Origin of the sequence: Actinomadura sp. NTSP31 (genome assembly GCF_041951385.1) — a bacterium.
Taxonomy (GTDB): Bacteria; Actinomycetota; Actinomycetes; order Streptosporangiales; family Streptosporangiaceae; genus Spirillospora; species Spirillospora napierensis.
The window spans coordinates 89,476-115,276 of record NZ_JBGNUT010000007.1 but is presented as its reverse complement, the minus strand read 5'-3'; the positions used below and the strand labels follow the sequence as shown (position 1 = coordinate 115,276).

The window sequence follows — 25,801 nt, the reverse complement described above, 5'->3', positions numbered from 1 at the left end:
TCGCCCTGAGCCAGTGGCTCGGAGATTCGGGATTACTGGAGCCGGTCGGCCGGCGCGGTTCGCTGCCGGCTAGGGGCGCGGAAGGAGCGCCAGTAGGGCTTCTACCGCGGGGGGCAGGGGGCGGGTGGTGGGAGTGACGGCGACGAGGGTGCGGTGCAGCGGGGGATCGGTCGGGACGGCGGCGACGCGGTCCGCGGCGTTGCGGAGGGCCTGAGGCGGGAGCAGGGCCGCGCCGAGCCCGTGGCCGACGAGTTCCACCAGGTACTGGATGGTGTCGACCTCGGCGACGATCCGCCGGTCGAGGCCGGCGTCGGCGCAGGCGGCATCGATCTGGGCGCGCAGCGCGGAGTCGGCGCGGTATTCGACGAAGTCGCGGCCGGCCAGCGCGGGATCGGCGAGGCGGATCGCGCCGCGCGAGGCCAGCGGGTCGTCGCGGGAAACGGCGAGGACGAGCCGGTCGCCGCCGAGCGGATGCTCGGTGAGGCCGGGCTCGCCGGTCGCCCGGTCGACGAACGCCAGGTCGAGCGTCCCGGCGGCGGTCTCGCGGGCGAGGGCGGCGGCGCCCGCGTGCCGCAGCCGGACGGTGACGCCGGGATGGCGCCGGTGGTAGCGGGCGAGCACTGCGGGCAGGTCGAGGACGCCGAGGGTCTGGATCGCGCCGATCGTCAGCCGGCCGCGCACGAGGCCGCGCACCCCGGCGACGGCGTCGCGGCCGCTCTCGGCGGCGGCCAGCGCGCGGCGGGCGGACGGCAGCAGGGCGCGGCCCGCCTCGGTCAGCGCGACGCGGCGGTTGGTGCGGGTGAACAGCCGGGCGCCGAGTTCCCGTTCGAGGGCGCCGATCGAGCTGGACAGGCTGGACTGGACGACGTGGACGCGGGCGGCGGCGCGGGTGAAGTGCAGTTCCTCGGCGACCGCGACGAAGTGCTCGAGCTGGCGCAGCTCCATGAATCGACAGTAGCGATGATGAGCATCGGATTCATGCGTTGGACTGATGATGGCTGCCTCCGCCACCCTGGGAAGGGTGGTTTGAGTGGAAAGGGAGGATTCATGGAGGCTCGGGGGACGCGGCCGGAGCGGAACGTGCGGGCCGGCATCGGCCCGGTGTGCATGGCGTACGCCTTCTGGGCCGTCATGCTCGGCACGACCCTCGCGACGCCGCTGTATCCGATCTACCAGCAGCGGTTCGGCTTCGGGAGCCTGGTCACGACCGTCGTCTTCGCCGTCTACGCGGCCGGAGTGATCCTCGCGCTGCTGTTCGGCCGGTCGTCCGACGCGCTCGGGCGCCGCCGGGTGATGCTCGCGGGCGTCGCCGTGTCGATGGTCGCGGCGGTGGTGTACCTGGTGGCGGGGGACGTGCCCGTCCTGCTGGCGGCACGGGTGCTGTCGGGCCTGTCGGCCGGCGTAGTCACGGCGACCGGGACGGTGACGCTGGTCGAACTGGTCCGGCCCGAGCGGCGCGGCGGGGCGGCATTGCTGGCGGCGGCCGTCAACATGTTCGGGCTCGGCTGCGGTCCGCTGCTCGCGGGGCTGCTCGCCGAATACGCGCCCCATCCACTGGCCGTTCCGTTCGTGGTGGACCTCGTGTTGCTGGCGCTTGCGTTCGTCGCCGTTCTGGCGGCACCGGAGACCGTGCGGGACCGCCGGACCGTATGGCCGCGTGCACAGCGTCCCGCCGTCCCCGTCGAGGTGCGGCCGGTGTTCGTCCCAGCGGCCATTGCGGCGTTCGCGGCGTTCGCGGTCTTCGGCCTCGTCACGGCCGTGGTGCCGGGGATCCTGGTCGGAGTGCTGCACCGGCCGGACCGGGCCCTTGCGGGGCTGGTCGTGTTCGCCATGTTCGGCGCCTCCACGGCCGGACAGGTCATTTTCGCCAAGGTCCCGGAACGGATCGCCTTGCCGGCGGGGTGCGCGGTGCTCGTCGTCGGACTCGCCGCCATTGCCGGGGCGCTCCTGGCCGAGTCGCTTCCCCTGCTCGTTACCGGCCCCATCGTGGTCGGCCTAGGGCAGAGCCTCGGTTTCCGGGCCGGTCTGGCCGCCGTCACCGCCAGCACGCCGGCCGCCCAGCGCTCCCAGACGGTTTCGAGTTTCTTCCTCGCCGCCTACGCCGGCATCTCCTTGCCGGTGGTCCTGGTCGGTGTCGCCGCCAGTGCCTTCGGGCTGCGCGGTGCCGCCGTGGCGTTCACCGCGGCCGTCGCCGCGCTCGCGCTGGCCGCGCTGGTGGCCCTGCTCCGGCTCGAACGGCGCCGTCCGGCCCCGCACGAGCCGGAATCCAGCCGGAGTCCGGCACCGCACCACGCCGGCCGCTGACTGTGTACTAACCGATGGTTAGTGTGGTGGCATGCCGAGAGCACCGCGCACCCGCAGGCCGCGTCCGGGCACGCCGGGACGCTCGCCCCTGGCCTGGCTGCCCGACGGGAAGCCGGCCGACGTGTACAGCGCGCCATGCCCGTCGCGTGCGGCACTGGACCGGATCGCCGACAAATGGACCGCGCTGATAGTCGGCGCCTTGTTCGAGGGGACGCGGCGCTTCTCCGAACTCCGCGCGGAGATCGACGGCATCAGCGACAAGATGCTCACCCAGACGCTCCGCAGCATGGAGCGCGACGGGCTGGTGACCCGGCGCGTCCACCCGACGGTGCCGCCGAAGGTCGAGTACCGGCTGACCGACCTCGGCCGGACGCTCGAGGAACCGCTGGCCGCCGTCCGGAGCTGGGCGGAGAAGCACATCAACGAGGTGGAGCGGGCGCGGCTGGAGTTCGACTCCGGTGGGGACGCGCACTTGCAAGTGCGTACTTCCCAGTAGTTAGTGACTCTCCGATAGTGGGTGCAACGGTCTCCGCCGGAGGCCGCCCACGAGAGGATGGTCATGGTTCATCCGGCTTCCCGCGCACAGGTCCGCCTTGGCGGCACCACCGTCACCTTCCTGCCCGACGGTTACGCCAGGGTCGTCCCCACAGCGGTGTTCCCTGCGAGCGCCCCCACCGGCTGGGCGACGCACCACGAGTTCCTGGATGCCGATGGGCGGCTCCCCATCAGCATCGGCTCGTTCCTCGTCCGCACTGGCGACCGCGTCATCCTGGTGGACCTTGGCCTGGGCGAGGTGGACTTCGAGGTCCCCGACCTCGCGTCGTTCAAGGGCGGAACGCTGCTGCGCAGCCTCGCTGCGGAAGGACTCACCACGGAGGACGTCGACACGGTCGTCTACACCCATCTGCACCACGACCACGTGGGCTGGACCACTGACGTGGCCCCCGGCCCCACGCTCCCCGAAGCGAGCGCCCCCAGCGGCCTGACGTTCCCCAACGCTCGCCACCTCGTCGCCGAGGCCGAGTGGAAGCACTGGATGGGAACGGCGGAGGCCATCGGCCCTGACCCCCTCGCCGTGCAGGGGCCCCTGGCGGGCCGTGTCGAGTTCGTCGAGGACGGGCAGGACATCGCGCCCGGAATCTGTGTCCGCGCGACTCCCGGCCACACGCCCGGCCACCAGAGCCTCGTCGTCACCGGGCCGGGCGACGACCGCCGCCTGGTCATCCTCGGCGACGTGATGCACTGCCAGGTCCAGGTCGCCGAGAGCGACTGGGGGTTCCTCTTCGACGACGCCCCTGCGGAGGCGGCGGCGACCCGGGAGGCGCTGCTCACCGAACTGGAGGACGAGTGGACGCTGCTGGCCGGCGGCCACTTCGCGGGTCACGTCTTCGGTCGTGTCCTGCCGCCTGTGGCGCGCCGTGCCTGGAGCAGCGCCGCGTAAGGCCGTGTAGTAGCGACTATGGCTTGACGGTGACGGTGTGGGCGGCGGTGTTCGGGTCGGCCCAAACGGACAGGACGTTGCGGTCGGCGTCCCAGGCCGTCCTCCACTTGCCGTCCGGATCGGTCGAGGCGACCTTCGGGGTGGACGGGAACCAGATCTCCGTCGGTCCCGATACGCCGGACTTGTTGCGCCACGAGACCGTGAGGGTGTTCGAGGAGTACGACGTCTTCACAGGGGTGCCCGCTATGGCCCGGGCATAGGGGCGCGCCAGGAGTTTGGCGAACAGCGTCGGATTCCCCTTGCCGTCGGTCACGCCGGAGGAACCGGGGTCGTTGGACCAGTACGCCCAGCCGATGCCGAGGTCGTCCGCCATCGAGAGCCAGTCGCCGGTGAAGTCCGACGCTCCTGAAGCGTCCTGTCCCATCCCGCCCACTTCTCCCAGCCACATCGGGGCGTTCAGGCGGCGCGCCGCAGCGGGCATGTTGCGCTTCCACAAGGCGAACTGTGCCTGGACGAGCAGTTTCGTGGCGCCGTCATAGGAGCCGCCGAGGTCCACGCCACCCGGATAGAAGTGCGGGGCCAGCACGATGTGGGGCGTGCCGGGCCGCGGGTCCTCGACGACGCCGATGGACGACTCGGCGCCCTCGTTGGACCCGAGGGCCTGGGGTTCCACGAACACCCAGTTGTCCTTGTCGACCTTCCGGATGGCGTTGACGACGCGCTGGTAGAAGGGGGTGAGGATGGGGCCTTCGAAGAACCCGAATTGCCTGGTCCCGCCGAACGGCTCGTTCATCAGGTCGTAGCCCAGTACGGCGGGGTCCTCGGCGAAGCGCCGTGCCACGTGCTGCCACATCGCCGCGTACCGCTCCATCAACTCCGGGTGTTTCCCGGTGTTGTTCCAGAAGTTGTCGTACGCGCGCAGTACGGCGGGCTGGAGGTAGGTGAGCACCCACGGGTCCTGCGGTGTGCAGGGCAGGCCATCGGTGAAGGTGGCCCAGGCGGGGGCGCCGTTGCCGGCACCGGTGCACGCGGCGGGTCCGTAGATGTCCTGGTGCATGTCCAGGATGACGTGCATGCCCTGCTCCCGGTACCAGGCCACGCGTTCCGCGACGCCGTCGAGATAGGCGTCGTCGTAACGGCCGGGCTCGGGCTCGACGTTCTTCCACTGGATCAGGTACCGGACGGAGTCGGTGCCCATCTCCCGGGCTTCGCGGACGACGTCGTCCCGGCCGATCCAGGGCAGCCCGCTGGTTCCCTTCGCGCTGCTCGCGGTGTTGAGGCCGTGCAGGATGAGCGTCCGGCCCTGGTCGTCGGTGATCGTGGGGAGCGGCGCGGGGTCCGCGTGCGCGGGGGCGCCGGCCGCCGCGGTCCCCGCCGCCCCGCCGAGGGCGAGCGCGGTGGTGAGGGTGATCCGGCCGAGCGCAGTGCGGACGCGCATCCCGCCTCCTGAACGTGAAATTTGTTCGGATATTAGGAGGCGGACCGGGCCCGGGGAAGTCGGAGAAATGCACAACAACCGTGCCGGGTTACGGCTGTTGATGACAAAGCGGCGATCCCGCCGCTGGTCGGACGGCGCTCGGGAACGGCCCGGCGCTGCCGCGCCGCCTACCGGCCCGGCGGTACGCCGCCGTCCGGGTACCGGCCGGGAGGCATGCCCTGCGCCGGATACGGACCGGGCGCGTACGGGCCGGGTGCGTACGGGCCGGGCGCGTACGACGGAGCGGGTGCTTGCGGGCCGGGTGCGTACGGGCCGGGTGCGTACGGGCCGCTGGGGTACGGGCCTGCCGGGTAGCCCGCAGCCGGGTAACCGCCTGTCGGGCGCGGGCCCGGTGCGTAAGGGCCCGGTGCGTAAGGGCCCGGTGCGTAAGGGCCCGGCTGGGACGGCCCTGGGGGCGGTCCCTGCCATCCGGGAGGCGGCGGTGCCTGGCCTGTTCCGGCCATGGCCATCGCCGGCACGGGAGCGGGGGCCTCGGCCCAGTGCGCCTGCCCGGTGCGGCGCAGCCGGCGGGCGCGGCGCTCGGCGAGCCGCCATTCCTCGCGGCGGCGGCGCTCGGCGAGCACGGCGGACAGCAGGATCTCGGGGCGGACGCCCGGCGGCGGCGGTGGGCTGATGACCTCCACGACCTGCGCCGCGATGCGCTGCCCCAGCGAATCGCGCACCTCGGGCAGCAGCTCCCAGAAGCGCGCCAGGTACTGGCGGGCCGTCATCGCCAGCTCGTCCGACAGCATCGACAGCTCGAGCGACGGCCCCCACCAGGCGAGCTGCGGGGGCATGACGGCGACGGGGCCGAGGCGGCCGGACGCGGGGATCCGCTCCTGGATGACGATCGTCCCGGCGAACAGGTCGCCGAGCCGCTTCCCGCGCCGGTTGCAGAACGAGGTGATCAGGGCGGGCGCCCCGTAGAGGGTCCAGAACTCCAGGAAGCCGGCCAGCGCGCGCACGAGCGCCTGCCGGAACCTGATCGGTCCTCCGTCGTCGGCCACGACCCGGATCCCGACGGCCATCTTGCCCAGCGTCCGCCCGCGCGACAGCGTCTCGAAAACGCACGGGTAGCCGACCACCACCGCGACGACGGCGATCAGGGACAGCCCTATCGTCCACGCCTCGTCCGCCACGAGGGCCGTCAGGCCCGCCACGTAGAGGGTGACGTTCAGCAGGATGAGCTGGAGCAGCAGATCCAGCAGCAGGGCACAGCCCCGGCTGGCCAGGCGCGCGACGCGGATGTCGAGCGCGACGGCCTCGCCGGTGACGAGTTCGGCCATGTCCTGATCCTCCCATGCGGGGCCGGTCCATTTTGCCGCCTTCGCCGGTCGAGGCGTTAGTCTCCCCGGGTGGACGTCGACGCCTATGTGGCCGCGCACAACGCCGACTGGCAACGGCTGGAGCATCTCATCAACCGCGGCCGCAGGCTGACCGGGGCGGAGGCCGACGAGCTGGTCGAGCTGTACCAGCGGACGGCCACGCATCTGTCGGTCGTCCGGTCGAGCTCACCGGACCCGGACCTCGTGGGGCGGCTGTCGTCGCTCGTGGCACGGGCCCGGGCCGCGGTGGCGGGCGCGCAGGCGCCGATGTGGCGCGACGTGACCAGGTTCGCGACGGTGTCGTTCCCCGCCGCCGCCTACAGGATGCGCTGGTGGTGGCTCGGCAACGCGGTGCTCGGCAACCTGCTGTCGCTGGCCTTGGCGATCTGGGTCGTGCACAGCCCGCACGTGCAGTCGACCATCGGCACGCCGAACGAGGTGCGGGACCTCGTCGAGCACGACTTCGCGAACTACTACACCGAGCATTCGGCGGCGTCGTTCGCGTTCCAGGTGTGGACGAACAACGCGTGGGTGTCGGCGGTGGCGCTCATCTTCGGCATCCTGCTGGGCATCCCGACCGTCTACGTGCTGCTGATGAACCAGCTCAACCTCGGTGTCACGGGCGGGCTGATGTTCGCCTACGGCAAGGGCGACGTGTTCTTCGGGCTGATCCTGCCGCACGGCCTGCTGGAGCTGACCGCGGTGTACCTCGCGTGCGCGGGTGGCCTGAAGCTCGGCTGGACGGTCGTGGACCCCGGGCGCCGCCGCCGCGGCCAGGCGCTCGCGGAGGAGGGGCGCGCCGCGATCAGCATCGCCATCGGGCTCGTCGCCGTGCTCCTGGTGTCCGGCCTCATCGAGGGCTTCGTCACCGGCTGGGTGCACATCACCTGGCTGCGCATCGCGATCGGCGTGGTCGCCGAGGCGGCGTTCCTCAGCTACGTGATCGTGCTCGGGCGCCGCGCCACCCGCCAGGGGGAGACGGGCGACGCCGAGCTCCGTCCGGACCTCGTCCCGGTCGCCGGCTGAGCCCGGCGCGAGAGCCCGGCGCGAGAGCCCTCACCGGGCCCGGCGCCGGGACGCCAATCCCGGCGAACCCCCATCAACCGGCAACCGGGCCGTCCGGAGTCGTCGCGTCGGCGCGACTGGCGGCGGCCCAGGCGCCGCTGAGGGCGACGCTGAGCCGTTCAGAGGCGCCCGGCGGCCTTGAGCGCGAGGTAGGCGTCCGCGAGGGCGGGAGCGATTTCCTGAGGCGGCGCGTCCACGACCTCGACCCCGTGCGTGCGGAGCTCGGCGGTGAGCCGGCGGCGCTCGGCCCGAGCCCGCTCGGCGGCGGCCGCGTCATACACCGCCGCGAGATCGCCGCGTCCGTCGGCCATCTCGCCGACCCGCGGGTCGGCGACGGCGGCGATCATGACGAGGTGGCGGGCCGTCAGCCGCGGCAGCAGCGGCAGCAGGCCCTCCTCGATCGCGGCGGTGTTCAGCTCGGTCAGCAGCACGACCAGGCACCGCTGCCGGACCCGCGCCATGAGCGTCGACACCATCCCCGCCGCGTCGAACTCCAGCAGCTCCGGCTCCAGCGGGGCCATCGCGTGCACCATCGCCGGGAGCAGGTCCGTGCGGGACGCGCCCTCGACGCGCGTACGAACGCGCCGGTCGTAGGCGAGGAGGTCGACCCGGTCGCCGGCCCGGGACGCCAGCGCGCCCAGCAGGAGCGCCGCGTCCATGGAGCAGTCCAGCCGCGGGATGTCCCCGACACGGCCCGCCGACGTGCGGCCGGTGTCGAGCACCAGGTAGATCCTCCGGTCGCGTTCGGGACGCCACGTCCGGACCACCACGTCCCCGCGCCGGGCGGTGGCCCGCCAGTCGATGGAGCGGACGTCGTCGCCGTCGACGTACTCGCGCAGCGAGTCGAACTCGGTGCCCTGGCCGCGGATGAGCGCGACGTGCGCGCCGGTCAGCTCCCGCAGGCGCGCCAGCTTCGCGGGCAGGTGGCGGCGCGAGGGGAACGCGGGCAGCGCCCGGACGGTCCAGGGCGCGGACCGCGACAGCTGCCTGGCGGCCAGCCCCAGCGGGCCCACCGAGCGGACCACGACGGTCACGGCGCGCCGGTCGCCGCGCCGGGTCGGCGTCAGCGCCATGTCGACGCGGCGGCGCTCCCCGGCCGGAACGTCCACGCGCACCATCCGGGGCGCGGCGGCGGCGCTGGGCGGCCACACGTCCCTCAGCCGCGCCTTGAGCCTGCGCCGGCCGAGGTTCTCCACGACGAGCGTCACCTGCGCCGTCTCACCGAGGCGGACGGAGGTGGCGCCCGACCGGTGGAACCGCAGCGCCCGCACGTTGCCGGCCAGCGCGAGGTCCGCCACGACGCCGAGCAGCAGGACGCCCCAGATCGCGAGCAGCGTCCACCAGCTCGGCAGCAGGATCGGCACGAGCGCGCCGAGCAGCGCCAGCAGCCCCAGGCGTCCGGTGAGCGCCATCAGCGCGGGGCGGGGACGTGAGCGAGGATGCCCTCCAGCACCCCGTCTGCGGTCGCGCCCTCCAGTTCGGCCTCGGGACGCAGCTGAACGCGGTGGCGGAGCGTCGGCCGCGCCAGCGCCTTCACGTCGTCCGGCGTCACGTAGTCGCGGCCGGACAGCCACGCCCACGCGCGCGCGGTGGCGAGCAGCGCCGTGGCGCCGCGCGGGGAGACGCCCAGCTGGAGCGACGGGGACTGGCGCGTCGCGCGGCACAGGTCCACGACATAGGCGGCGACCTTGGGATCCAGGTGCACCGTCCGGACGGCGGCGCGCCCGGCCGCCAGCTCGGCGGCGCCCGCCACGGGCTTCACCGCCGACAGGTCGCGTGGATCGAACCCGGCGGCGTGCCGCTGCAGCACCATGATCTCCTCGTCCCGCGTGGGGACGGGGACGGTGAGCTTCACCAGGAACCGGTCGAGCTGCGCCTCGGGCAGGGGGTAGGTGCCCTCGTACTCGATCGGGTTCTGCGTCGCGCACACCACGAACGGGTCGGGCAGGGCGCGCGCGTCGCCCTCCACCGAGACCTGCCGCTCCTCCATGGCCTCCAGCAGGGACGCCTGCGTCTTCGGCGGAGTCCGGTTGATCTCGTCGGCGAGCAGCAGGTTGGTGAAGACCGGGCCCTCGCGGAACTCGAACTCCGCGGTCCTGTTGTCGTACACCAGCGACCCGGTCACATCGCCCGGCATCAGGTCGGGGGTGAACTGCACGCGCTTGAAACCGAGGTCGAGGGCCCGCGACAGCGTCTTGATGAGCAGTGTCTTCGCGGTGCCGGGGACGCCCTCCAGCAGCACATGGCCGCGGCACAGGAGCGCGATGACGAGCCCGGTCACCACCGAGTCCTGGCCGACGACCGTCTTGGCGACCTCGCCGCGCAGCGCCGCGAGCGCCGCGCGGGCGGTCTCGGCCTGCCGCCGGGCCTCCTCCGACATGCCCTCGGCTCCGGGCGGGGTGTCACTCGGCGCGCCACCGCCGGGGGACAGTCCGGGCCCGTCGTCCTTCCCGAGGTCAACAGGGTGGTTCACGACTGGCGTACCTGCCTTTCAAGGTCATCGAGGACGGCGGTGAGGGCGATCAGCCCGGCGTCGTCCTGGGGGTCGGGACCGTACAGGGCCGCGCCGACGTACGCCTCGTCGTGGGCGGTCCGGCGGGCCACGGCCGTGACGATCTCCTGCGCGGCCGCGGGGTCCTGCGCGCTGCTGCGCGGCAGGCCGAGGAGCGGGACGAGGCGCTCGCGGGCGCCCGAGCGCAGCGCGCCCGCGGCCCGGTCCCGGGCACGGGCGGCCCGGTACAGGCGCGCGCGCCCCTCGACCGTCTCGGCGGACCGGACGACCACGGGGAGCGCCTCCGCCACGACGGGGCCGAGGCGCCGGCTCCGCCACAGCGCCACCAGGACGACCGCGACGACCAGCTCCAGGAAGAACAGCTTGACGCCGAAGGGGAGCAGGTCGGTCAGCGACTCCTGTCCCGCGCCGGCGCCTTCCGTGGGCATGTCGGGGGCCAGCCACACCACGGACTGGCGCGCCCCCGCGAGGTTCATCAGCAGCGCGGCGTTGCCCTCTTCCGCGAGATGCCGGTTGGTCAGCGGCGCGCTGGAGCCCAGCACCGTGACGGTCCGGGGACCGTCCTGGACCTGGACCAGCCGCGCCTGATCGTCCGCCCGGTAGCAGACGGCGGCGTTGCCGGACGCCTCATAGGTCTGCGACTGGTCGAACGCCACCGTGCCCGCGAGCGTGGCGGCCTGAAGGGAGCACCCGGGTTCGGCCGCATTGGCGAAGCTGGTGCCGTTCATCTCCACGCCGGGCGCCAGCGCCTCCAGCACGGGCGACGTGGGTTCGACGAGCAGCAGGGCGCCTTGCGCGCCCCGCATCCGGTCGATGTCGTTCTGGGTGAGCCGCTCGCTGTGGGTCACCACCATGACGGTGCCGGCGCCGGAGCGGTCGACGGCATCCTCGGCGTGCCTCGCCACCGTCACCGGCGTCCCGTGCTGCTTGAGGATCTCCGCGAGCGCGCGCGAGCCGTCCGTCTTCGGCGAGGCCGGATCCAGCCGCTCCGGGGAGTCGGACGGGCGCAGCGCGGCAAGGATCACCGCGATCACGACCATGGCGAACAGCGCCGCCACGACACCGCGCGCCGACCGCCAGCGGCGCCCGGCGACCTGGCGGGCGGACGGCTCGCCGCCCTGCGTGCGCCGCCCCTGGGCCGGCGACTCGATCACCATCGCGGGCCCCCGTCCGGGTCGTCGGCGCCGACCGCCGCCGGGACGAGCCCGTCGGACTCCAGCGGCTTCGGACGCGCCGCGCGCAACCGCTCGTCCAGCTCCTTGACCTGCCCGTATCCCTCGGCGGTCCCGGGGCGGTCGCCATACCAGACGTCATCGAAGATCCGCACGCCGGCGCGCAGCGCGTCCGCGAGGTCCGGCACCGCCTCACCGGCCTCCGCCGCCAGCTCGTCCGCCGTGCGGCCGGGACGGGGCGCCAGTACCGCGCGCTCCTCCAGGTCGCGGGCGATGGCGCGGAGCCTCTCCCGGATGGCCTCCGCCCACTGCCCCTGCGCGGCGAGCCGTTCCGCCGCCTCGCGATGGTCGAGGGCCGTCGAGGGCTTGTCGTCCAGGAGCGGGTCCTTCCTGGAACGCGGGTTGCGGCGGTCCCACATCAGCCACACGACGAGCGCCACCGCCACCAGAGCGATCACCACGATGACCGCTATCGAGAGCCACCCGCCGCCGTTGCCGTGCGCGTTCGGCTGGGCGGCGTGACTGAACAGGTCGTGGAGCCAGTCGGTGAAGCGGTCCCACACGCGCTCCAGCCAGGACGGCTTGTCGCGCTGGTAGATCTGCTTGTCCAGCTCCCGGCGGGCCATGTCGCGGGCCTCGTCGCGGCCGATCGGATCGAGCATCACGGACGCGCCCCCGCTTCCGGACCGGTTCCCCTCCAGGCGCCCACCGGGCGCGGCCGCCACAGGTCGATGAAGCCTTCCCCATCGACGTCGTCGCCTTGGTCGCCCGTATCGCCGGGACCGGCGGTGGGGGTGGGGCCGTCACGGCCGGAACCGGCCGCCACCGCGGCGGCGGAACGTCCTCGCGTGCGCAGGTCCAAGTCCAGTCCCTCGCGGCGCATCCGTCGGTCCATGTAGAGCAGCGCGATGACGCCGGCGTCGAACGGCAGCACCACCGACCAGCTGATGATGCGCCCCACCGTGTCGACCGTGAGTGCGCCCATCGTCGACCCGCCGTCGGAGCCGATGCCGAAGAAGAGCAGCTGGATGACCAGGAACGGGATCCGCAGGGCGAAGAACCCCATGAACACCGTGATGAGGATCGCCAGCAGCAGCGTCCCGCACGTGCGGAGCCACCGGCCCTTGGAAAGCACCCACGCCCGGCCCAGCGCGCCCCCGACCGTCGTACGCTCCAGCACCACGGCCGGTACGGCCTGAACGAGCAGGACGTATGACCACACCATCAGCCCTATGCCGATGGGAAAGCCGACGACCGCCGCCAGCGCCCCCAGTGCCGGATGCGCGCCCGAGGCCACCAGGAGGATGAACGGGAGGATCGGCGCCGTCATCGCCAGGAGCGGTACCAGCAGCACCACCGCCGCCGTGGCGGCGAGGCGGCCCAGCCGTGGCCGGGAATCGCGCCAGGCCTGGCGCGGTGCGATCGGCAGGCCCACCAGCTCCCGGCCCAAGATCGGCGCGAGCAGCCCCGACAGGACGAGGATCCCGTAGGCCGACAGCACCAGCCCCATGAGCGCGAGGGTCAACTGCGCCCCGAAGGAGCGGATGAGCACCCCTGGCGTGACCTCGTCGCGCGCCTCGTTGCCGATGAAGAAGTACGCCGCCACCGAGCTCGCCACCTGAATGACGGTGCTGAACGCCAGGGCGATGCCCAGCGACGTACGCGGACGGCGCCGGATCCCGGCGATGGCGCCGTCGAGCATCTCCGAGATGGACATGGGGCGGAACGGGACGTCGGCGTCCGCGTCGTCGTCCCAGCCGTCCGGTCCCGGCATGTCGGCTCCCTGCGGTGTTCGGCGGGGGTGTCCCGGCGTGGACGGCCCATGGTGGCCGTGGCCGCCGGTCAGGTCATCCTGTCACGGGCGAGCCGCCGCAAATGCCGTCACCGGACCGGTCGATGGCGATCTGTGCCCTGACGGGCCCCCGTACCGGACGAATGCTGCCGATCTCGGTCAACCTGGCATGGGTTTCGGGAGTCCCGTTTACAATCCCGCCCTTGTGTGGGGTGTCGTATAAGGCGCGTATAAGGCCACCCGCCTGCCATGTCGCGCCCTGGCGCATGCCAAGGGGCCGCCCACCGGACGCCTGGAGGAGTCATGTACGAGGCAAACGCAGGTAACCTTGCACGCCAAGGCATATCTCTCCCTGGCGAGGTGGGGCCGGAGCGTCTCACCCCACTCCACCGAACCCCGACTTTGTGACGATGAGGGCCATGAGAGGACGTGTACTGGTCGTCGACGACGATCTCGCACTCGCCGAGATGCTCGGCATCGTGCTGAGGGGCGAGGGCTTCGAGCCGTCGTTCGTGCACGACGGCGACAAGGCGCTCGAGGCGTTCCGGGAGACCCGGCCCGACCTGGTGCTGCTGGACCTGATGCTGCCGGGCGCCGACGGCATCGACGTCTGCCGGCAGATCCGCGCCGAGTCCGGCGTGCCGATCGTCATGCTGACCGCCAAGAGCGACACCGTCGACGTGGTCCTCGGCCTGGAATCAGGCGCCGACGACTACATCGTCAAGCCGTTCAAGCCCAAGGAGCTGGTCGCTCGTGTGCGTGCGCGCCTGCGCCGCACCGACGAGCCCGCTCCCGAGACCCTGCAGATAGGGGACATCACCATCGACGTGGCCGGGCACTCGGTGAAGCGCGCCGACCGCCACATCCCCCTCACCCCGCTGGAGTTCGACCTGCTCGTCGCCCTCGCCCGCAAACCGCGCCAGGTCTTCACCCGCGAGGTCCTGCTGGAGCAGGTCTGGGGCTACCGGCACGCCGCCGACACCCGCCTGGTGAACGTGCACGTGCAGCGGCTCCGCGCCAAGATCGAGAAGGATCCCGAGCGGCCCGAGATCGTCGTCACCGTGCGCGGCGTCGGCTACAAGGCCGGTCCCGCCTGACCTCGCGGTCCCGCACCCCTCGTGACAGCCGGAACGGCACGCCGATGACCGAGAGCACACCACGCCGCCAGGACCCGTCGTGAGGGTCGCCACGACGGGGGCCAAGCGCCTGGCGCGGCGCGGCCTGGTGGCGCTGCGGCGCGTCCTGCGCGGGACGGCGCGCCGCGGCTCCGTGCGCTGGCGCCGCTCCATCCAGGTGCGCGTGGTCACCTCGACGCTGTTCATCTCGGCGATCGTGGTGGCCATCCTGGGCGCGTTCCTGATGCAGCAGGTCTCGTCCGCCCTCATGGACGGGAAGGTCAAGGCTGCCCGTCTCCAGCTGGACGAGGGTCTGGCGCAGGTACAGCGGGACCTGGGCAACACGTCCGCCGCCACCGAGGACGGCAGCCGCCTCAACGCGGTGGTGAACCGGCTGAAGGCGCGCAGTGGCCCGTCCGGCCTGTACGAGGTGTACATCCGGGACACCACCGCCGAGTACTTCGACGGGTACGCCACCAACGAACTCCGTAAGGAGAGCGTCCCGCAGCGTCTCCGGGACGAGCTCAAGCACGCCCCCGCCGGCGCGCGCGCCTACACCTACGGCAAGCTCACCTATGTCGGGGGCCATCCGTCCGAGCGCGGCCTCATCGTGGGCGGCAAGGCCGGGCAGTTCGAGCTGTACTACCTGTTCCCACTGGAGCAGGAGCAGAGGACCCTCACCAACGTGAGCCGCTCAATGGTCGGCGTGGGCGTCGTCCTGGTGCTGCTCCTGGCCGCCATCGCCTCCCTGGTGACGCGCCAGGTCGTCATCCCGGTGCGGCTGGCCGCGCAGGGGGCGCAGAGGCTCGCCGCAGGGCGGCTGGAAGAGCGCATGCGTGTGCGCGGGGAGGACGACCTGGCGCGCTTGGCCCGGTCCTTCAACGACATGGCCGCCAACCTCCAGGAGAAGATCGGCGAACTGGAGGACCTGTCCCAGTTGCAGCGCCAGTTCGTCTCCGACGTCTCCCATGAGCTCCGCACGCCGCTGACCACCATCAGGATCGCGGCCGACATGCTCTACGAGAACCGCGACACCTTCGACGACCCCGCCGTGGGCCGCTCGGCGGAACTGCTGCAGAGCCAACTCGAACGCTTCGAGTCGCTGCTGGCCGACCTGCTGGAGATCAGCCGCCACGACGCCGGCGCCGCGACGCTCGACGCCGAGTCGCTCGACATGCGCGACCTGGTGCTGCGCGTCGTCGGCGACATCCAGGGCCTCGCCGAGCGCAAGGGCAGCAAGGTCGTCCTGCAGCTGCCGGGCGAGCCGTGCATGGCCGAGGTGGACCGCCGCAGGGTGGAGCGGATCCTGCGCAACCTCGTCGTCAACGCCGTCGAGCACGGCGAGGGCGAGGACATCGTGGTGTCGGTCGCCGCCGACCGCGACGCCGTCGCCGTCGCCGTGCGGGACCACGGCGTCGGGCTCAAACCGGGGGAGGGGCAGATGGTCTTCGACCGCTTCTGGCGCGCGGACCCCGCGCGCGCACGCACGACCGGCGGCACGGGACTGGGGCTGTCCATCTCCCGGGAGGACGCCCAGCTCCACGGCGGCTGGCTGCAGGCATGGGGCGAACCCGGTGTCGGCTCCCAGTTCCGCCTGTCACTGCCGCGCGTCGCCGGAGCCGAGCTGCGGGGATCACCGCTCCCGCTCGTCCCGCCCGGGGCGGGCGACGCACGGCCCCTCTTCGCCGAACTGGAGGCAGGGGATTGACCGGCGACCGCCGCGCAACGCGCCGCCTCCACGCCGGGCGGGTACGGCCCGCCGTCGCCGTCGCGGTCGTCCTGGTCCTGTGCATGACCGGATGCGCCAACGTGCCCACCGGCGGCCAGGTCGTCACCGGCAAGCCGGCGGAGAAGGCCGAGCGCGTGGACGACCCGTACGTCCGCCTGATCCCCGTGAGCCCGCAGCCGGACTGGACGCCCACCCAGGTCGTCTCGGGCTTCCTGACCGCCTCCGCGAGCTTCGACGACGGCCACAAGGTCGCCAAGAAGTACCTGAGCACCCCCAACGCCTGGGACCCCGGCCTCAGGCCGTACGTGGACGTCCTGACCAGCCGCCTGGTCGACCCCCACGTCGAGCAGACGTCCGCGAACCAGGCCACCGTCCACGTCACCGGCGACCAGCTCGGCACCATCGCCTCCGACGGGCAGTACACGGCCGCCCCCAAGAGCTACGACGTCAGCTTCCAGCTCGCCAAGACCCAGCAGGGCGTCTGGCGCATCACCGGGCTTCCGGGCAACGACAAGGAAGGCCTGCTCCTCACCAAGGACGACGTCGAACGCGCCATGCGCACGGTCAACCTGTACTTCTTCGCACCGGATCAGCACACCCTCGTCCCCAACGGCATCTTCCTGCCCGTGGTGGACCGGGAGACGCTGCCCACCCAGCTCGTCCAGGCCCTGCTGTCCGGGCCCACCTCCTGGCTGGAGGGGGCCGTGCAGAGCGCCTTCCCCCAGGGGACGAGGCTGCGCGGCGGCAGCGTCCGCATCGACAAGGACCTCGCGATCGTCGACCTCACCCAGGAGGCCCGCGGCGGCAACGTGGAGCGCATGTCGGCACAGCTCAGCTGGACGCTGCGGCAGCTCTCGGAGATCAAACGCTGGCGCCTGCAGATCGACGGCGAGACCGTCACGCCCGACGGCACGGACTCCACCCAGTCGGTGCACGCCTGGGACGGCAACTCGCCCGACGGGCAGGACCCCGACGAGCAGATCCGCCAGACCGCCTATGTCGCCGGATCGTCCGGCTTCATCGGCACCCTCCAGGGCGACCGCGCCCAGCCCGTCGTGACTGGGCCCGCCGGCCGGTTGTCCCACCCCGCGGTATCGCCGAACTACCAGGAGCTCGCCGGGCTCAGCGCCGAGGGCGACCAGCTCGTCATCACCGGGCCCGTCGCCGGAAGCCCGCCCGCCCGCGTCGTGCTGAACGCCCATCGCGGAGCCCGGTTCACGCCCCCCTCATGGAGCCGCGACGGCAGCCTGTGGACGGTGGAGAGCACGACGAAGGCGTCCTGGCTGTGGGTGCGGCGTCCCGGCAAGGCGCCCGTACGGGCCGCCCACTGGGGCCTGGGCGGACGCCAGGTGCTCGCCTTCCGCGTGGCCCGCGACGGTGTCCGCGCCGCCGTCATCGTCCGCATCGACGGACGTCCCGAGGTGCAGATGGGCCGGATAGCCGTGGGGGCGGGCGGTGGCCCGGACGTCGGCTCGTTCCTGCCCGTCTCGTCCGAGCTGCAGATCGCCGTCGACCTGGCGTGGCGCGACTACGACACGCTCGCCGTGCTCGGCCGCGCCAAGCGCGACTCCCCCACGCTGCCGTACCTGATGCCGGTGAGCGGCAGCGCCATCACCTCCCTGGGCGTAGGCGCCCTCGGCGAGCCCCGCACCATCGCGGCCGCACCGGGAGCCCCGGTGCTGATCGGCACCAGTTCGTCCGGCAAGGACCAGGTTTGCCGCCAGCGCCCGCCGATCACCTCCTACAGCCCCTGGATCTGCCCGACCCCGGCACGGGATCCGAGCTACGCCCGCTGAGCCGGACGCGGACCTGTGGATAACTTCGCGGCGGAGTTATCCACATTTCGGCGAGGGGCTTCCGGCCGCCGGGCGGGCCGAGCATCGTCGAGGTCATGAGCTTCTTCGGCGACCTGATCGACTTCCTGCTCCCCGAGCGCTGCGCCGGTTGCGGCGGCGAGCCCGTCCTGCTGTGCGGCGGATGCGCGGCCGCGCTGTCCGGGCCCGCCCGGCCCGCGCGCCCGGCGCCGGCCGGCCTCCCGCCTCCGTGGACGGTCGCGGCGTACGACGGCCCGATCCAGAAGATCTTCTCGGCGTACAAGGAGCATGGCCGGACGGCGCTCGCCGTCCCCCTCGGGGAGGCTCTGGCGAGGGCGGTCGACGCGGCGGTGCCGGAGGCACGAGAACGCGGCACGCCGGGCGGGCCGGGTCCGCCGCCGGGCGGCTCGGCGGCGCCGCGGGGGGAGACCCCGGTCGTGTGGGTCCCGTCGCGGCGGGGCGCGGCGCGGCGGCGCGGCCATGATCCGATGCGGCGGGCCGTGGCGGTCGCGGTGCGCCGGCTACGGGCCGGCGGGGTCCCGGTGGTCGCGGTGGACGGGCTGCGCCAATGCCGCCGCGTGGCCGACCAGGCGGGGCTCGGCGCCACGGCGCGCAGGGCGAACCTGCACGGCGCGCTGGAGGCGGTGCCGCGCGCGGGCCTCGCTGGCCGGCGGGTCGTCCTGGTCGACGACGTCGTGACGACGGGCGCCTCGCTGGCCGAGGCGGCGCGGGCGCTGCGGGCGGCGGGCGCGGAGGTGGCGGCGGCCGCGACCGTGGCGGCCACGCCGCTGCGCCGGGCATGGTGACTTTCTTCATGTCGATGATCCAGAAGGGCAGGTAGTGACCATGCGTAGCCGGTGCGGCGGCCGAGGACCGGCCCGCCAACGGACATACCGGGTAATTTCGGTCACATCACCGCATGGGCCCGGTAGAGATTTTTCCAACTTCGCCGGCCGGGCGCTCGGGTCTGACCTGCGCGCGGCGACGGCGCGAACCGCCCGGTGCCAGGGGCCTTCGCGGCGTTCGGCCGGTGGTCCGGACCCGGCCGCCGACACCGCTGCGGCGGCTCTCGATGACGGTCCGTGAGTTTTTCCTCGCCGCACCCCCCTGACATTCGTGGCGTAAGGGGTTAGCGTTCCTGACATGGCACCCGCCCGGGTCCGTGGTTGCGTCGGATCGCAGTGCTCGTCAGGAGCACGGCAGTCGATCCGGCTAGCCGATGCCAGGCGCAGGCGAAACGGCCCACGTAAGGCGACTTCTCGTCGACCGATCACGGTGCGCCTTAGAGGTAAGTCCTGCCCCGTCGAGGGATCCGACATCCTTCGAACCGGGAGAAGGGCAGTAGTGGCGAGAGCGCCGCGAGCCCCTCAGCAGGCGGATGTGGGGACGAAGACCAGGTCGGCCGGGCGGGTGCGACCCACCGTGCTGTGGTGCCCGTCCGGGACCATCAGGGGTCCCGGACCGGGCGTGAATCGCAACCGGGAGAAGGGGGGTCCCGCGTGGACATCATCGTGAGGGGCCGGCACACCGAGGTCAACGACAGGTTCCGTCGGCACGTCGACAGCAAACTCGCCAAGATCGAGCGGCTCGACCAGAAGGTCATCCGCGTGGATGTGGAGGTGTCCGAGGAACGCAACCCGCGGCTCGCCGACCAGCGCGAACGAGTGGAGCTCACGATCCGTTCCCGCGGCCCGGTGATCCGGGCCGAGGCCGCCGCCGACGACCGCTACGGAGCCCTCGACCTGGCGCTCGACAAGCTGGAGTCGCGGCTGCGCCGCGACGGCGGGCGCCGCAAGGCCCACGGCGGCAAGGGCCGCTCGAAGCCCGCCACGATGGAACCGCTCCCCGAACCGGTGCCGCCGGCGGTGCCCGCGAGCACGTCCCGTGCGGCGGAGCGCACGGCCACGGCGGTCGCCGAGGAGGAGACCGCGGCCGTGCACGCGCCGGTGGACGAGAGCATCATCCCCATCCCGATGGAGGGCGACGGACCCGTCGTCGTCCGCGAGAAGTACCACAAGGCCGAGCCGATGGGCATCGAGCAGGCGCTCCTCGAGATGGAGCTCGTGGGGCACGACTTCTTCCTGTACCGCGACAAGGCCACCGGGCATCCCTCGGTCGTCTACCGCAGAAGGGGCTGGGACTACGGAGTGATCAGGCTCGTCGAGGAGTGACGAACGCACCGGGATCGGCGCGGCGCCGGCCGGCCCGGCGGGCGCCGTCCCCTGGCGGGGACGTCCGGGCCGGCCGGCGTTCTCGGAATTGTCGGCGGACGTCGGCCCCGCGAGGCGCGGAAAACGGCGGAAGACCCCGTAACGTAGGGGCTGAGGGCGTCGTCGCGGCCGGGATCGCGCCGGGGCGGCCCCGACCCTCCGGTAGTTTCAGATCACTGACAGTGAAGGGGGGAAGCGGCGTCTGCTCCACGCCGCGACTCAGGTGAGCGAGAATCCCGAGGCTCGCGAAGCCGTGACGGTGCCCCGGCAGGGCGGCGCCGCCACCCCCGCCGAGCGGCGGGCCGCGCGGCCGGGCGATGCGGCCGACCCGATCCGCGTGCTCATCGTGGACGACCACGCGCTGTTCCGCAGAGGCCTGGAGATGGTGCTGCAGGCCGAGGACGACATCGAGGTCATCGGCGAGGGCGGCGACGGCCACGAGGCCGTCGAGATGGCCGGCGACCTGCTGCCGGACGTGGTGCTGATGGACATCCGGATGCCCCGCCGCAGCGGCATCGAGGCGTGCACGGCGATCAAGGACGCGGCGCCCAGCGCCAAGATCGTCATGCTCACGATCAGCGACGAGGAGGAGGACCTCTTCGAGGCCATCAAGGCCGGGGCGAGCGGCTACCTGCTCAAGGAGATCTCGATCGACGAGGTCCCGCAGGCGGTCCGCGCCGTGCACGGCGGGCAGTCGCTGATCAGCCCGTCCATGGCGTCCAAGCTGATCACCGAGTTCGCGTCGCTGGCCAAGCGCAGCGAGGAGCGCACCCAGCAGGTCCCCGCGCCCCGCCTCACCGAACGGGAGATGGAGGTGCTGCGGCTCGTCGCGCGCGGCCTCGGCAACCGGGAGATCGCGCGCGAGCTGTTCATCTCCGAGAACACGGTGAAGAACCACGTCCGCAACATCCTGGAGAAGCTCCAGCTCCATTCGCGCATGGAGGCCGTCGTCTACGCCGTCCGCGAGAAGCTCCTCGAGATCACCTGACCCGCGGGCGGCGCGGTTACCGGCAATGTGGTTTTGTCGGTGTTGTGCCCTAGCATCGCGGGCGTGGTCGAGGCAGAGCTCAGCGCGGACGAGGCACGGCGGCTCCAACTGCGCGCCCAGGGGTTCCTGGGCGCGCGGCCGAGGGGCGGAGTGACGGGCATGCTGGAACGGCTGGGCGCCGTCCAGCTCGACACCATCTCGGTGCTGGCGCGCTCCCACGAGCTGGTGCCGTACGCACGGCTGGGCCCGGTCGAGCGGAGCGCGATCGAGGCCGCCTACTGGGGGAACGGCTCGCCCGGCGCCTTCGAGTACTGGGCGCACGCCGCGTCGGTGCTGCCCATGCGCGACTGGCCGCTGTTCGCGTTCCGCCGCCGCGCCTACCTGCGGCGGGGCTGGCGCTGGCACAAGGTCCCCGAGGGGGTCTGCGACGAGGTCCGCGCCCGGCTGCGCGCCGACGGCCCGCTGACCACCAAGGAGCTCGGCGGGGCGAAGGCGAGCGCCGAGTGGTGGGACTGGAGCGAGCACAAGATCGGCATCGAGTGGCTGCTGGACGTCGGCGAGGTCGTCTGCGTCGAGCGGGTGGGCTGGCGGCGCGTCTACGACCTGGCGGAGCGGGCCGTCCCGGCGGAGCTGCTCGCGCGGGACCCGGACGACGAGGCCTGCCTCACGGCGCTCGTCGCGCGGGCCGGACGGGCGCTCGGCGTGGCGACGCGCGGGGATCTCGCGGACTACTACCGCCTCAAGCAGGACCAGGTGGCCGCGGTCGTCGAGGCCGCGGGACTCGTGCCCGTGCGGGTGGCCGGCTGGACGCAGCGGGCCTGGGCCGATCCGGAGGCGCTCGCCGCCCCGCCGCGAGGACGGCACGCGACCACGCTGCTGTCGCCGTTCGACTCGCTGGTGTGGGACCGGGCCCGCACGTCGCGGGTCTTCGGGTTCGACCACCGGCTGGAGGCGTACGTCCCGAAGGCCAAGCGCGTCCACGGGTACTTCGCGATGCCGCTGCTGTCCGGCGGGCGGCTGCTCGGCCGGGTCGACCCGGCGCGGGAGGGGCGGACCCTCATCGCCCGCCAGGTGACGTTCGAACCATGGGCGACCCGGACCGCCGCGCGGGCCGAGGCGTCCGCCGCGGCGCTGGGCACCGCGCTGTGGCGAGCCGCGGCGTGGGTCGGCTGCACGGACGTCCGCGTGGAGCGGATCGTCCCCGACGGCGTGGACCGCACCCTCATCGACGCCGCCCTCAAAACCGACCCCACCTGACCCGCGGGGGCGGACGCGGGCGCGCCCGGCTCGCGGGGAGCCGGGCGCGTCGTCGCAGTCGGGCCGGGTCCGCCGGCGGGCGTCCGGCCGGGGCCGGGCCGCTCGGGCGCGGGCCCCGGGCGGGGCGGTCAGCCGTGCGGGGTCTGCTGGGGGTCGGTCGCGGTGGGCCGGTCGAGGATCTCGCCGGAATCGCCGCCGCGGCGCTTGGCCGAGCGCGAGCCGAACAGGGTGTAGTCGACGATCTCCGGGATCACCCGCGGGGCGTCCAGCACCACGTCGGAGAACAGGTGGACGGCCCAGCTGGCCAGCAGGCCGAGGACGATGATCCCGACGCCGACCCAGAACATGATCCACATGGGGCCGTTGCAGAGCGCGACACCGCCCACCGCGAAGCCGATGAAGATGATCGTGACGGCGACCCAGGACCCCGGCCGGCCGGCGTGGGACCCGTGCGACTCCGTGGACTGCGACTGTTCGGACATGGCGCCTCCCCTCCGATGGTGCATGAGATCTTCTCCCCGGCCCCGTCCGTCAAACGGGCCGGGCCGTGGATTGCGCTGCGGAGTGACCTAGACCATTCTGGGTCTCGCCTACGATGGGCATCGTACGAGTGGTGTGCGTGCCGCCAGGAGCGGTGAACCACGATCTGCAAGGAGCCTTCGAGAGTGCCGCCAGTCATCGACAAGATCCTTCGTGCGGGCGAGGGAAAAATCCTGCGCAAGCTCAAGAAGCTCGCGGATCAGGTCAACTCGATCGAAGAAGACTTCGTCGACATGACCGACGCCGAGTTGCGTGAGCTGACCGACAAGTACCGCGAGCGCATCGCCGAGGGGGAGTCCCTCGACGACCTGCTCCCCGAGGCGTTCGCGACCGCCCGGGAGGCCGCCAAGCGGGTCCTCGGGCAGCGGCACTACGACGTCCAGCTCATGGGCGGGGCGGCGCTGCACCTGGGCAACATCGCGGAGATGAAGACGGGTGAGGGCAAGACCCTGACCTGTGTGCTCCCGGCGTACCTGAACGCGCTGTCCGGCGAGGGCGTGCACGTGGTCACGGTGAACGACTACCTGGCCAAGCGCGACGCCGAGTGGATGGGCCGCGTCCACCAGTTCCTCGGCCTCGAGGTCGGCGTCATCCTCCCGCAGATGACCCCGGACGAGCGCCGTGTGGCCTACAACGCCGACATCACCTACGGGACGAACAACGAGTTCGGGTTCGACTACCTGCGCGACAACATGGCGTGGAGCCTGGAGGAGTGCGTCCAGCGCGGGCACAACTACGCGATCGTGGACGAGGTCGACTCGATCCTCATCGACGAGGCCCGCACCCCGCTGATCATCTCCGGGCCGGCCGAGCAGAACTCCAAGTGGTACTCGGAGTTCGCCAAGATCGTGCCGCGGCTGAAGCGGGCGGAGCTCGTCAGCACCGCCGGGCAGGTCGACGAGTACGGCCCCGGCGACTACGAGGTCAACGAGAAGAAGCGCACGGTCGGCATCACCGAGTCCGGCGTGGAGAAGGTCGAGGACTGGCTCGGCATCGACAACCTCTACGACTCGGTGAACACGCCGCTGGTGAGCTTCCTCAACAACGCGCTGAAGGCCAAGGAGCTGTACAAGCGCGACAAGGACTACGTCGTGATGAACGGCGAGGTCCTGATCGTCGACGAGTTCACCGGCCGCATCCTGCACGGCCGCCGCTACAACGAGGGCATGCACCAGGCCATCGAGGCCAAAGAGGGCGTGGCGATCAAGGACGAGAACCAGACGCTCGCCACGATCACCCTGCAGAACTACTTTCGCCTCTACGGCAAGCTGTCCGGCATGACCGGCACCGCCGAGACCGAGGCGGCGGAGTTCAACAAGACCTACAAGATCGGCGTGGTGCCGATCCCGACGAACAAGCCGATGGTCCGCGACGACGTGGCGGACGTCGTCTACAAGACCGAGCAGGCCAAGTTCGAGGCCGTGGTCGACGACATCGCCGAGCGGCACGAGAAGGGCCAGCCGGTCCTGGTCGGCACGACGTCGGTGGAGAAGTCCGAGAAGCTGAGCAAGATGCTCAAGCGGCGCGGCATCCCGCACCAGGTGCTGAACGCCAAGCACCACGAGCAGGAGTCGGCGATCGTCGCGGAGGCGGGCCGCAAGGGCGGCGTCACCGTCGCGACGAACATGGCGGGCCGCGGCACCGACATCATGCTGGGCGGCAACCCCGACTTCCGCGCCGACCTGGAGCTGCACCAGCGCGGGCTGTCTCCGCTGGAGACCCCGGAGGAGTACGAGGCGGCCTGGCCGGAGGCGCTGGACAAGGCCAAGGAGGCCGTGAAGGGCGAGCACGAGGAGGTCGTCGACGCCGGCGGCCTGTACGTGCTGGCCACCGAGCGGCACGAGTCGCGGCGCATCGACAACCAGCTGCGCGGCCGGTCCGGCCGGCAGGGCGACCCGGGCGAGTCCCGGTTCTACCTGTCGCTGGAGGACGACCTGATGCGGCTGTTCAACTCGGCCCGCGTCGAGGCGATCATGACGCGGCTGAACATCCCGGACGACGTGCCGATCGAGTCCAAGATCGTCTCGAACGCGATCCGGTCGGCGCAGAGCCAGGTCGAGCAGCAGAACTTCGAGATGCGCAAGAACGTCCTGAAGTACGACGAGGTGCTCAACCGGCAGCGCAAGGTCATCTACGCCGAGCGCCGCAAGGTGCTGGAGGGCGCCGACCTGCACGAGCAGGTCCGCCGGATGATCGACGAGGTCGTCGCGGGCTACGTCGCGGGCGCGACCAACGAGGGCTTCGCCGAGGACTGGGACCTCGAGAAGCTGTGGAAGGCGTTCCAGCAGCTGTACCCGATCGGGTTCACCGTCGACGAGCTGGTCGAGGACGAGGCGGGCGGCGACATCTCCGGCCTGGACGCCGAGACCCTCGCCGAGAAGATCCGCGACGACGCGCAGGCGGCCTACGACAAGCGTGAGGAGGAGCTCGGCTCCGAGGTGATGCGGGAGCTGGAGCGCCGGGTCGTCCTGTCGGTGCTGGACCGCAAGTGGCGCGAGCACCTCTACGAGATGGACTACCTCCAGGAGGGCATCGGCCTGCGGGCCATGGCGCAGCGCGACCCGCTGGTCGAGTACCAGCGCGAGGGCTACGACATGTTCAACGCGATGCTCGACGGCATCAAGGAGGAGTCGGTCGGCTACCTGTTCAACCTCGAGGTCGAGGTGGAGGAGCAGCCGGAGGCCCCGCAGGTCGGCGCGAAGCCGGTGTCGGTCGCCAAGTCCGCCCCGTCCGACGGGGCGGAGGCGGAGCCGGTGGACGACGTGCCGGCGGAGGCCGACGAGGAGCCGGTCATCCACGCCAAGGGCCTCGACGAGCCGAAGCGTCCGAAGAAGCTGGACTACTCGGCCCCGACCGTCGACGGCGAGGGCGGTGTGGAGCACCACAGCGAGGAGTCGGACGACGAGTACGCGGGCGTGTCCCGCAACGACCCGTGCCCCTGCGGTTCCGGCAAGAAGTTCAAGCGCTGCCACGGCGACCCGCGCAGCAAGAAGTAGGTCACCGCGGCCGCGAGGCGGCCTCCCGGCTTCCGGGAGGCCGCCTCGCGCCGTTTTCGACGGC

General features: G+C 72.3%; 21 protein-coding genes. 12 read left to right on the top strand and 9 right to left on the bottom strand.

Going from position 1 to position 25,801, the window contains the following annotated elements; all coding sequences use genetic code 11:
* Window positions 1–69: 69 nt before the first annotated feature.
* Window positions 70–945 (bottom strand): LysR family transcriptional regulator, encoded by an 876-nt coding sequence (locus ACA514_RS14275; RefSeq protein ID WP_375041585.1) that lies wholly within the window; start codon window positions 943–945, stop codon window positions 70–72.
* A 102-nt stretch (window positions 946–1,047) separates the two neighbouring features.
* Between ACA514_RS14275 and ACA514_RS14270 the strand changes: the two genes are divergently transcribed.
* The 3 genes from ACA514_RS14270 to ACA514_RS14260 all read left to right on the top strand — a co-directional run bounded on the left by ACA514_RS14270 (window position 1,048) and on the right by ACA514_RS14260 (window position 3,745).
* Window positions 1,048–2,304, top strand: a complete 1,257-nt coding sequence (locus ACA514_RS14270) for an MFS transporter (protein WP_375041584.1) — start codon at window positions 1,048–1,050, stop codon at window positions 2,302–2,304.
* A gap of 31 nt (window positions 2,305–2,335) precedes the next feature.
* Complete coding sequence (locus ACA514_RS14265; protein WP_375041583.1) at window positions 2,336–2,800, top strand: winged helix-turn-helix transcriptional regulator; 465 nt, start codon at window positions 2,336–2,338, stop codon at window positions 2,798–2,800.
* Between the two features lie 63 nt (window positions 2,801–2,863).
* Entirely contained in the window at window positions 2,864–3,745 is an 882-nt protein-coding gene (locus ACA514_RS14260) for an MBL fold metallo-hydrolase (protein WP_375041582.1), read from the top strand.
* Window positions 3,746–3,761: 16 nt separating this feature from the next.
* Here the strand turns inward: ACA514_RS14260 and ACA514_RS14255 are convergent, their stop codons facing one another.
* A complete protein-coding gene (locus ACA514_RS14255; protein WP_375041581.1) occupies window positions 3,762–5,183 on the bottom strand; it encodes a cellulase family glycosylhydrolase in 1,422 nt (473 codons plus the stop codon).
* A gap of 167 nt (window positions 5,184–5,350) precedes the next feature.
* Window positions 5,351–6,508 (bottom strand): RDD family protein, encoded by a 1,158-nt coding sequence (locus ACA514_RS14250; protein ID WP_375041580.1) that lies wholly within the window; start codon window positions 6,506–6,508, stop codon window positions 5,351–5,353.
* A 69-nt stretch (window positions 6,509–6,577) separates the two neighbouring features.
* Here ACA514_RS14250 and ACA514_RS14245 point away from each other — a divergent pair, with 69 nt between their 5' ends.
* Window positions 6,578–7,573: a stage II sporulation protein M gene (locus tag ACA514_RS14245; protein ID WP_375041579.1), complete on the top strand. Its 996-nt coding sequence runs from the start codon at window positions 6,578–6,580 to the stop codon at window positions 7,571–7,573.
* A 158-nt stretch (window positions 7,574–7,731) separates the two neighbouring features.
* Here the strand turns inward: ACA514_RS14245 and ACA514_RS14240 are convergent, their stop codons facing one another.
* The 5 genes from ACA514_RS14240 to ACA514_RS14220 form a co-directional block, all read right to left on the bottom strand.
* Window positions 7,732–9,024, bottom strand: a complete 1,293-nt coding sequence (locus tag ACA514_RS14240) for a DUF58 domain-containing protein (RefSeq protein WP_375041578.1) — start codon at window positions 9,022–9,024, stop codon at window positions 7,732–7,734.
* Window positions 9,024–9,992, bottom strand: coding sequence for an AAA family ATPase (locus ACA514_RS14235; protein ID WP_375041764.1), 969 nt, complete (start codon window positions 9,990–9,992; stop codon window positions 9,024–9,026). Before ACA514_RS14235 ends, ACA514_RS14240 begins: the two co-directional genes overlap by 1 nt.
* 89 nt (window positions 9,993–10,081) lie before the next feature.
* Window positions 10,082–11,281 (bottom strand): DUF4350 domain-containing protein, encoded by a 1,200-nt coding sequence (locus ACA514_RS14230; RefSeq protein ID WP_375041577.1) that lies wholly within the window; start codon window positions 11,279–11,281, stop codon window positions 10,082–10,084.
* Window positions 11,275–11,958, bottom strand: coding sequence for a DUF4129 domain-containing protein (locus ACA514_RS14225; protein ID WP_375041576.1), 684 nt, complete (start codon window positions 11,956–11,958; stop codon window positions 11,275–11,277). Before ACA514_RS14225 ends, ACA514_RS14230 begins: the two co-directional genes overlap by 7 nt.
* The gene (locus ACA514_RS14220) at window positions 11,958–13,070 is read right to left on the bottom strand and encodes a hypothetical protein (RefSeq protein ID WP_375041575.1); all 1,113 of its coding nucleotides are present in this window, start codon (window positions 13,068–13,070) and stop codon (window positions 11,958–11,960) included. Before ACA514_RS14220 ends, ACA514_RS14225 begins: the two co-directional genes overlap by 1 nt.
* Before the next feature lie 437 nt (window positions 13,071–13,507).
* Here ACA514_RS14220 and mtrA point away from each other — a divergent pair, with 437 nt between their 5' ends.
* The 7 genes from mtrA to ACA514_RS14185 all read left to right on the top strand — a co-directional run bounded on the left by mtrA (window position 13,508) and on the right by ACA514_RS14185 (window position 22,201).
* Window positions 13,508–14,185, top strand: coding sequence for an MtrAB system response regulator MtrA (gene mtrA, locus ACA514_RS14215; protein WP_151538627.1), 678 nt, complete (start codon window positions 13,508–13,510; stop codon window positions 14,183–14,185).
* A 79-nt stretch (window positions 14,186–14,264) separates the two neighbouring features.
* Entirely contained in the window at window positions 14,265–15,911 is a 1,647-nt protein-coding gene (gene mtrB, locus ACA514_RS14210; RefSeq protein ID WP_375041574.1) for an MtrAB system histidine kinase MtrB, read from the top strand.
* Entirely contained in the window at window positions 15,908–17,728 is a 1,821-nt protein-coding gene (locus ACA514_RS14205; protein WP_375041573.1) for an LpqB family beta-propeller domain-containing protein, read from the top strand. Before mtrB ends, ACA514_RS14205 begins: the two co-directional genes overlap by 4 nt.
* A 95-nt stretch (window positions 17,729–17,823) precedes the next feature.
* On the top strand, window positions 17,824–18,552 hold the full coding sequence (locus ACA514_RS14200) for a ComF family protein (protein ID WP_375041572.1): 729 nt from the start codon (window positions 17,824–17,826) through the stop codon (window positions 18,550–18,552).
* Window positions 18,553–19,245: 693 nt separating this feature from the next.
* A complete protein-coding gene (gene hpf / locus ACA514_RS14195; protein ID WP_375041571.1) occupies window positions 19,246–19,917 on the top strand; it encodes a ribosome hibernation-promoting factor, HPF/YfiA family in 672 nt (223 codons plus the stop codon).
* Window positions 19,918–20,215: 298 nt separating this feature from the next.
* On the top strand, window positions 20,216–20,944 hold the full coding sequence (locus tag ACA514_RS14190; protein WP_375041763.1) for a response regulator: 729 nt from the start codon (window positions 20,216–20,218) through the stop codon (window positions 20,942–20,944).
* Between the two features lie 63 nt (window positions 20,945–21,007).
* Window positions 21,008–22,201, top strand: coding sequence for a winged helix-turn-helix domain-containing protein (locus tag ACA514_RS14185; protein WP_375041570.1), 1,194 nt, complete (start codon window positions 21,008–21,010; stop codon window positions 22,199–22,201).
* Between the two features lie 128 nt (window positions 22,202–22,329).
* Here the strand turns inward: ACA514_RS14185 and ACA514_RS14180 are convergent, their stop codons facing one another.
* Window positions 22,330–22,683: an HGxxPAAW family protein gene (locus ACA514_RS14180; protein WP_375041569.1), complete on the bottom strand. Its 354-nt coding sequence runs from the start codon at window positions 22,681–22,683 to the stop codon at window positions 22,330–22,332.
* Window positions 22,684–22,866: 183 nt separating this feature from the next.
* Here ACA514_RS14180 and secA point away from each other — a divergent pair, with 183 nt between their 5' ends.
* Entirely contained in the window at window positions 22,867–25,737 is a 2,871-nt protein-coding gene (secA, locus tag ACA514_RS14175; protein ID WP_375041568.1) for a preprotein translocase subunit SecA, read from the top strand.
* The last annotated feature ends 64 nt before the right edge of the window (window positions 25,738–25,801 follow it).